Origin of the sequence: Enterobacter sp. S-33 (assembly GCF_028735835.1) — a bacterium.
GTDB lineage: Bacteria > Pseudomonadota > Gammaproteobacteria > Enterobacterales > Enterobacteriaceae > Enterobacter > Enterobacter vonholyi.
Window position 1 is genome coordinate 4,604,670 of the sequence record NZ_CP117838.1, and the last position, 6,730, is coordinate 4,611,399.

Sequence of the window (6,730 nt, forward strand, 5' to 3'; positions counted from 1 at the left end):
TACATGATTATCGCTTAACTTGACTCCTGTTTTAATCAGTAAATGGGAGTAAGAGAAGCCTTAGGACCGAACTTTACATTTTCTTAGGCAAAAATTGGATCGCTGGCACCGTACAACGCCTTGATGGTTTCCCGCAACCATAGAATTTTCGGATTATGGCTGTTCCGTTTATGCCAGATCAGCGTGAAGGGAACGGTGAGCTTTTCAGCCTGCGCTTCGTCAATGGGAATAGGAAGCGCGATCAGCTTCCGCTGGTGGAGTTGATTGTAGTGATGGCAGTAATGCGGAGCCGTGGCGATATAGTTATGACCGGGCTGTGCTGCCATAAACATCGACTGCTCAAAGCCCGGCACGCTCATGGCAATGTTTCTCTCCCGACCCATCTCCTTTAGCACTTCGTCCAGTGCCCAGGTGTCGCTGCGTTCCCAGAAGATGCTGATGTGAGGGTAGCGCAGAAAGGTCTCGAGGTTCCATTCATCCTGTAGCGCGGGGTGATCCTCACGCAGATACACGCACGGACGGTCGCTGAACAGGATCTCATAGTCGATGAACCACGGCATTAGCTTCAGCAATTCACGCGATCGCGGGTGTGTTTCGCGTCCGGTGAATCCCAGGTCCACCTCTCCACGCGTAATGGCGTCCAGAGAGTCGTAATCCCAGTGGCGCATTTTCACCGTAGCCTGCGGATAGCGCTGGTTCACCTGCTCCAGCAGGGCATTGAAGCGGATCAGCATCAACGGCGTTTCCGCGGCCAGCACGAACGTCAGCCCGCCCGGAGAATCATGGTGGAATTTATCGAGGATCTGGTTGCCGATTTGCATCCAGTCAGCCAGATCCTGCTCAAGACTCACCGTCAGCGGCGTCGGCAGCAGCCCTAGCGGCGTTTTAACAAACAGCGGGTCTTCGAACCAGTCGCGCAGCTTGGCCAGCGATTTGCTTACCGCCGACGGCGTCACGTTCATCCGCTTCGCCGCTTTGGTGACGCTGCGCTCCTGCAGCAAAAGCTGCAGGCACAGCAACAGGTTAAGATCGAGACTGCTGATGGGCTTCTTCATAGTGCGCCGCGGGCTGGATGACCATAAGTAAGGTAATGCAGAGTATGCTACAGCCAATCAGAACCCCGATCAGCATATTCAGCGCGTTAAGCCCGATGACCGCCGCCAGCCAAATCCACAGCGACGAGCCGCAGACCTGCGCGATCCCCAGTACCGAGCTTGCCACGCCTGCCCGCAGCGAAAATGGGCCAAGCGCCTGGCTCATCGCTACGCCAAAGCCAACCGAGAACCCGGCACAAATCAGCGTAATGCCCGCCAGCATGACCGCATGTGAGCTGGTGGTCGCCAGGATCGCGCCGGCGGCGAGGAATAAAACCTGTGAGGTCAGCATCAATGTGCGCTGGCTGAAAACATTTAGCGCAAACGGCGTCGAAAACGAAACGGCCATACTGACCATCGCGGTTAATGCCATCACCGTTGAATACTGACCGCGATCGAAGCCCATGGTCTCCATAAGCAAAACCGGGGAAACGTTTACATAGGTCAGGATCACCGCCACGCTTAACGTGGTCACGGCCAGACGGCTGAGGAAAAAGCGGTTGAGAAGCTTCTCTGCCGGGTGAATGGTTGCGGTATGGCCGGTATTCTGCGAGCTCGGGTGGGTCTCTTTCAGCACGGCGATCGACAGGACAAACACCAGCGCACCCATCGCCGCCATGGTCCAGAACAGGCTCTGCCACGGGAATTTCAGCATGATCAGATAGCCCACGACCGGGGCCAGCACCGGGATGATGCAGGTAATGCCGTTCATCATCGACAGCACTTTGGCGCGACGCTGGGCGCTTAAGGTGTCGCGCAAAATGGCAAACGCCACCACGTAGCAACCGCCCGCCCCGATGCCCTGAATAAAGCGCCCGGTCAGAAACACGGTGCTGTTTTGCGCCTGTGAGCAGAGAAGGGACGCCAGGGCAAAAACGATGGCACCGGAGATAGCGACAGGCTGACGGCCTGCCTTATCCGCGATCTTCCCCGCAAACACCATCGACGACGCCATCCCCGCGAGGTAGGCCGAAAACGCGATGTGCAGCTGCGCTTCGCTGGCGCCCAGATCGCGGGCGATATGCGGTAATCCCACCAGATACATATCAATGCCTGACGGATAAAGCAGAACTAAAGCGAAACTACAAAACAGAAAACGCGCCATAAACCCCCCATAGATGAAGGCATGCAGGATAGGGGGTGAAAAGGGATTAGGCGAGTTGCCATTTGGACAATGGTGATTTCCCAGGAGGAAATCACCATAGATTAGCGGGAATTATTTACCAATACAGAAGCTTGAGAAGATCCGTCCCAGCAAATCGTCCGAGGTAAACTCCCCGGTGATCTCGCTCAGATTCTGCTGCGCCAGACGCAGCTCTTCCGCCAGCAGTTCACCCGCCCACGCGCCGATCAGCTGCGCTTTACCCTGGACAAGGTGGTTAGCCGCCTCTTCCAGCGCCTGCAGGTGACGGCGACGCGCCAGGAAGCCGCCTTCCATGCTGGTGTCAAAGCCCATGCTCTGCTTGAGATGATTGCGCAGGTCGTCCACTCCCTCACCGGTCCGCGCCGACAGGCGGATTAGTGAGTGACCATTCACATCGCTGATGCCCAGCGTTTCGCCGGTCACGTCTGCCTTATTACGTACCACGGTGATCGGCAGTTTGGCCGGCAGGCGGGCAATAAAGTCCGGCCAGATCTCTGCCGGGTCAACGGCGTCGGTCGTGGTGCCGTCCACCATAAACAGCACGCGGTCGGCCTGCTCGATCTCCTGCCAGGCGCGTTCGATACCGATGCGCTCAACCTCGTCGCTGGCATCGCGCAGACCGGCGGTGTCGATGATGTGCAGAGGCATGCCGTCGATGTGGATGTGCTCGCGCAGCACGTCGCGAGTGGTACCGGCAATGTCGGTCACGATTGCCGCTTCACGGCCCGCCAGGGCGTTCAGCAGGCTCGATTTGCCGGCGTTAGGACGTCCGGCAATCACCACCTTCATCCCTTCGCGCAGCAGGCTGCCCTGGCGCGCTTCGGCGCGAACGGCGTCGAGATCGGCCATCACCTGGTTGAGCTGGGCTTCGATTTTACCGTCAGAGAGGAAGTCGATCTCCTCATCCGGGAAGTCGATAGCCGCTTCCACGTAGATGCGCAGGTGAGTAAGTGCTTCCACAAGGTGATTCACACGCGCGGAGAATGCCCCCTGCAGCGAGTTCAGGGCGGAGCGGGCCGCCTGTTCAGAACTGGCGTCGATCAGGTCAGCAATGGCCTCAGCCTGCGCCAGGTCGAGCTTGTCGTTGAGGAAGGCACGTTCGGAGAACTCGCCCGGCTTCGCAATGCGCAGGCCCGGCAGGGTCAGGATCCGTTTTAACAGCAGGTCGAGGATAACCGGGCCGCCGTGGCCCTGCAGCTCCAGCACGTCTTCGCCGGTGAAGGAGTTAGGGCCGGGGAACCACAGCGCAATGCCCTGGTCCAGCGGCGTGCCGTCGGTATCTTTAAACGGCAGGTAATCAGCGTAGCGCGGCTTTGGCAGTTTACCCAGCACCGCTTCGGCCACCTCGCGCGCCTTCAGGCCGGAGATGCGCAGAATGCCTACACCACCGCGTCCCGGTGGGGTTGCCTGGGCGACGATAGTGTCGTTATGGCTCATGGTTGCTCTCGTTCAATACAAATAAAAAAGGCGGTCAATCGACCGCCCTTATTTTAGCGTTAACTTATCGGATCAGGACTTTTTCTTTTCGCGGCTATGCAGGCCACGTTTTTCCAGACCACGGTAAATCAGCTGCTGCTGGATGATGGTCACCAGGTTGCTGACGATATAGTACAGCACCAGACCTGACGGGAACCACAGGAAGAACACGGTGAAGATGACCGGCATAAAGGTCATGATCTTCTGCTGCATCGGGTCGGTCACGGTGGTCGGCGACATCTTCTGGATGAAGAACATCGTCACGCCCATCAGGATCGGCAGGATGTAGTACGGGTCCTGTGCGGACAGGTCATGGATCCACAGAGCGAACGGCGCGTGGCGCAGCTCAACGGAACCCATCAGCATGTAGTACAGCGCAAGGAAGATTGGCATCTGAATCAGCAGCGGGAAGCAGCCGCCCAGTGGGTTCACTTTCTCTGCTTTGTACAGGGCCATCATTTCCTGGCTCTGACGCTGTTTGTCATCGCCCAGACGCTCACGCATTGCCTGAATCTTCGGCTGCAGCATGCGCATCTTCGCCATGGAGGTGTACTGCGCTTTAGTCAGCGGGTACATGATACCACGAACGATGAAGGTGATAACGATGATGGAGAAGCCCCAGTTACCCAGGAAGCTGTGGATGAACTTCAGCAGCTTAAACAGCGGCTGAGAGATGAACCACAACCAACCGTAATCCACGGTCAGATCCAGGTGCGGCGCAACAGCGGCCATTTTGTCCTGAATTTCCGGGCCGACCCACAGGGTGCTTGCCAGCTTACCGGTTTGACCCGGCTGTACCAGAACCGGCTGAGATTTGTAGCCGATGGCTGCAATACCGTTGCCCAGGTTCGCGGTATAGAAGTTGTTGGTACCGTCGTTATTTGGCACCCACGCAGTGGCGAAATACTGCTGCAGCATTGCCACCCAACCGCCTTTAGCGCTGACGTTCAGGTTTTCGTTATCGGCAATGGTGTCGAATTTGTATTTCTCATACTTCGCGTCTGGCGTGGAGTACGCCGCGCCACGGAAGGTATGCAGCGCAAAGTTGCTGCTTCCGGTGTCACGGTGAGACGGCAGATTGATGGACTGCTTCAGCTGACCGAAGGTGGACAGTTCCAGCGGTTTCGCACTGGCGTTCTGTACGCTGTAGCCCACGTTCACCGCATACTCACCGCGTTTCAGGGTGAAGGTTTTGGTGAAGGTGTTGCCTGCGGCGTCGGTATAGGTCATCGGGATAACGAGTTCGTTCTGACCATCAGCCAGCACAAAGGTGTCATTCTCGACGGTATACAGTGGACGCGCACCGTTAGCAGGGTTATCCGGGCCATCACGACCGGTCAGGCCGCTCTGCGCCTGGTAGATAAACTCAGGCGTGGTTTCCAGTAACTGGAACGGTTCGTTAGACTTCAGCTCTTTCGGGTAGGTCAACAGCAGCGCCTGCTCAACATCACCACCACGGGTGTTGATTGTCAGCTCAAGCACATCGGTCTTAACCGTAATCTGTTTCCCCTGGCCACTGGCCGGTACGCCCTGGTCGGCGGCGCTACCCGCTGCGGTGGTCGTAGTCTGCGTGGTCTGCTGCTGGGGTTGAGGATTTTTATCCTGCTCCCATGCCTGCCAGATCATGAAAGACACGAACAACAAAGCGATGATAAGAAGATTGCGTTGCGAATCCATCGTTAGTGTTCTCTGGTATCAAAGGGTCCTGGAGGGACGGGGTCGTCTCCACCGGGGTGTAAAGGGTGGCATTTTAATACGCGTTTCACCGTCAACCAACTGCCTTTTATCACTCCAAACCTGCGCAATGCCTCAATTCCGTAGCTTGAGCATGTTGGTGTGAAACGGCAGTGCGGCCCGAGTAGCGGACTAATCAGGCGTTGATAGACCCGAATGAGGGCTATCAGGACCCGTGAGCCAGGCGACAGTGGCGGCGCCATAATTTTTCCAACGCTTCCGAGAGAGCACGGTTATCGAGGTCGGCAACCCCCTTTTTAGCCACCACCACGAAATCCATTGAAGGCAGTTCGTGCTGACGTAAACGGAAGCTTTCACGCGTCAGACGTTTAATCCGATTGCGTTCATGCGCACGCTTAACATTTTTCTTGGCGACTGTGAGACCGATGCGGGGATGCCCCAGCGAATTTTGGCGGCCGAGGATGGTGATTTGCGGCGTGCCAGCCCGTAGTGGCTGCTGGAAGACGAAAGTGAAATGAGCGGGAGTTAACAAACGTAACTCCCTGGGAAATGCTAGCTTAACCACTCAGGGGTTAGCTTTATTACTTGGAAACGGTCAGACGAGCGCGGCCTTTAGCACGACGACGTGCCAGAACCTGACGACCATTTTTAGTAGCCATACGAGCACGGAAGCCGTGAGAACGGTTGCGCTTCAGTACAGACGGTTGAAAAGTGCGTTTCATGGCGATTTCTACCTAAACTTGAATAAATTCACTGACTTTTGCGTATACCCGAACGAGTTTCGAACGACTAACGCCTCAGCGTGGGTGATTAAAGAGGCCGGATTGTAATAATTGTACACTCCGGAGTCAATTCTCTTTCCTTATTTCCCGCGTATTTCCGCACGTTTTCGCGTGGAAAATGAGCAACGGACGACGCAGGAAGATGAGCATCACGCGCCGGGTCGAGGATTATACGGGCTCACCGACAAAGCGCAAGGATCGTCCCGGATCTTCGTTAGATCATTTAAGCAATAAATTGTCTGTGCTCATTAATTTTTCCAATATGCGGACTAAATCGCGGGGCACTCGCGCCAGGATCGTTTACACTTACCCGGTTCTGGATCTTCCTGTGGATAAATCGGGAAGAATCTGTGAGAAACAGAAGATCTCTGGCTCAGTTTAGGCTATGATCCGCGGTCCCGATCGGGATCCCAGGATCCTGGTCAGGATAAATTGCAGATAGCAATTCGCACGTCCCCCTTTACACAGGGTCATGTCGATGTGCGCCAACAATCATGAATATTCAATAGTTTTCTTTTATTGTTCGAGTGGAGTCCGCC

The 6,730-nt window shown here is 56.0% G+C and carries 7 protein-coding genes; all 7 read right to left on the reverse strand.

What is annotated here, in order from left to right; genetic code table 11:
* Positions 1–83 precede the first annotated feature (83 nt).
* Positions 84–1,055, reverse strand: a complete 972-nt coding sequence (gene yidZ / locus PUP35_RS21890) for an HTH-type transcriptional regulator YidZ (RefSeq protein ID WP_193805381.1) — start codon at positions 1,053–1,055, stop codon at positions 84–86.
* A complete protein-coding gene (locus PUP35_RS21895; RefSeq protein ID WP_274241422.1) occupies positions 1,024–2,199 on the reverse strand; it encodes an MFS transporter in 1,176 nt (391 codons plus the stop codon). Before PUP35_RS21895 ends, yidZ begins: the two co-directional genes overlap by 32 nt.
* A gap of 111 nt (positions 2,200–2,310) precedes the next feature.
* On the reverse strand, positions 2,311–3,675 hold the full coding sequence (gene mnmE / locus PUP35_RS21900) for a tRNA uridine-5-carboxymethylaminomethyl(34) synthesis GTPase MnmE (RefSeq protein WP_021242672.1): 1,365 nt from the start codon (positions 3,673–3,675) through the stop codon (positions 2,311–2,313).
* A gap of 72 nt (positions 3,676–3,747) precedes the next feature.
* Complete coding sequence (gene yidC / locus PUP35_RS21905; RefSeq protein ID WP_115876769.1) at positions 3,748–5,391, reverse strand: membrane protein insertase YidC; 1,644 nt, start codon at positions 5,389–5,391, stop codon at positions 3,748–3,750.
* Between the two features lie 2 nt (positions 5,392–5,393).
* Entirely contained in the window at positions 5,394–5,651 is a 258-nt protein-coding gene (gene yidD / locus PUP35_RS21910; RefSeq protein ID WP_001307474.1) for a membrane protein insertion efficiency factor YidD, read from the reverse strand.
* A complete protein-coding gene (gene rnpA, locus PUP35_RS21915) occupies positions 5,615–5,974 on the reverse strand; it encodes a ribonuclease P protein component (RefSeq protein WP_032640303.1) in 360 nt (119 codons plus the stop codon). Before rnpA ends, yidD begins: the two co-directional genes overlap by 37 nt.
* 16 nt (positions 5,975–5,990) lie before the next feature.
* Positions 5,991–6,131: a 50S ribosomal protein L34 gene (gene rpmH / locus PUP35_RS21920; RefSeq protein ID WP_000831330.1), complete on the reverse strand. Its 141-nt coding sequence runs from the start codon at positions 6,129–6,131 to the stop codon at positions 5,991–5,993.
* Between the last annotated feature and the right edge of the window lie 599 nt (positions 6,132–6,730).

What these genes read in the sequence shown, in the direction of transcription:
- yidZ (WP_193805381.1), bottom strand. Translation starts at nt 1,055, where the DNA reads ATGAAGAAGCCCATCAGCAGTCTCGATCTTAACCTGTTGCTGTGCCTG.
- PUP35_RS21895 (WP_274241422.1), bottom strand. Translation starts at nt 2,199, where the DNA reads ATGGCGCGTTTTCTGTTTTGTAGTTTCGCTTTAGTTCTGCTTTATCCG.
- mnmE (WP_021242672.1), bottom strand. Translation starts at nt 3,675, where the DNA reads ATGAGCCATAACGACACTATCGTCGCCCAGGCAACCCCACCGGGACGC.
- yidC (WP_115876769.1), bottom strand. Translation starts at nt 5,391, where the DNA reads ATGGATTCGCAACGCAATCTTCTTATCATCGCTTTGTTGTTCGTGTCT.
- yidD (WP_001307474.1), bottom strand. Translation starts at nt 5,651, where the DNA reads ATGGCGCCGCCACTGTCGCCTGGCTCACGGGTCCTGATAGCCCTCATT.
- rpmH (WP_000831330.1), bottom strand. Translation starts at nt 6,131, where the DNA reads ATGAAACGCACTTTTCAACCGTCTGTACTGAAGCGCAACCGTTCTCAC.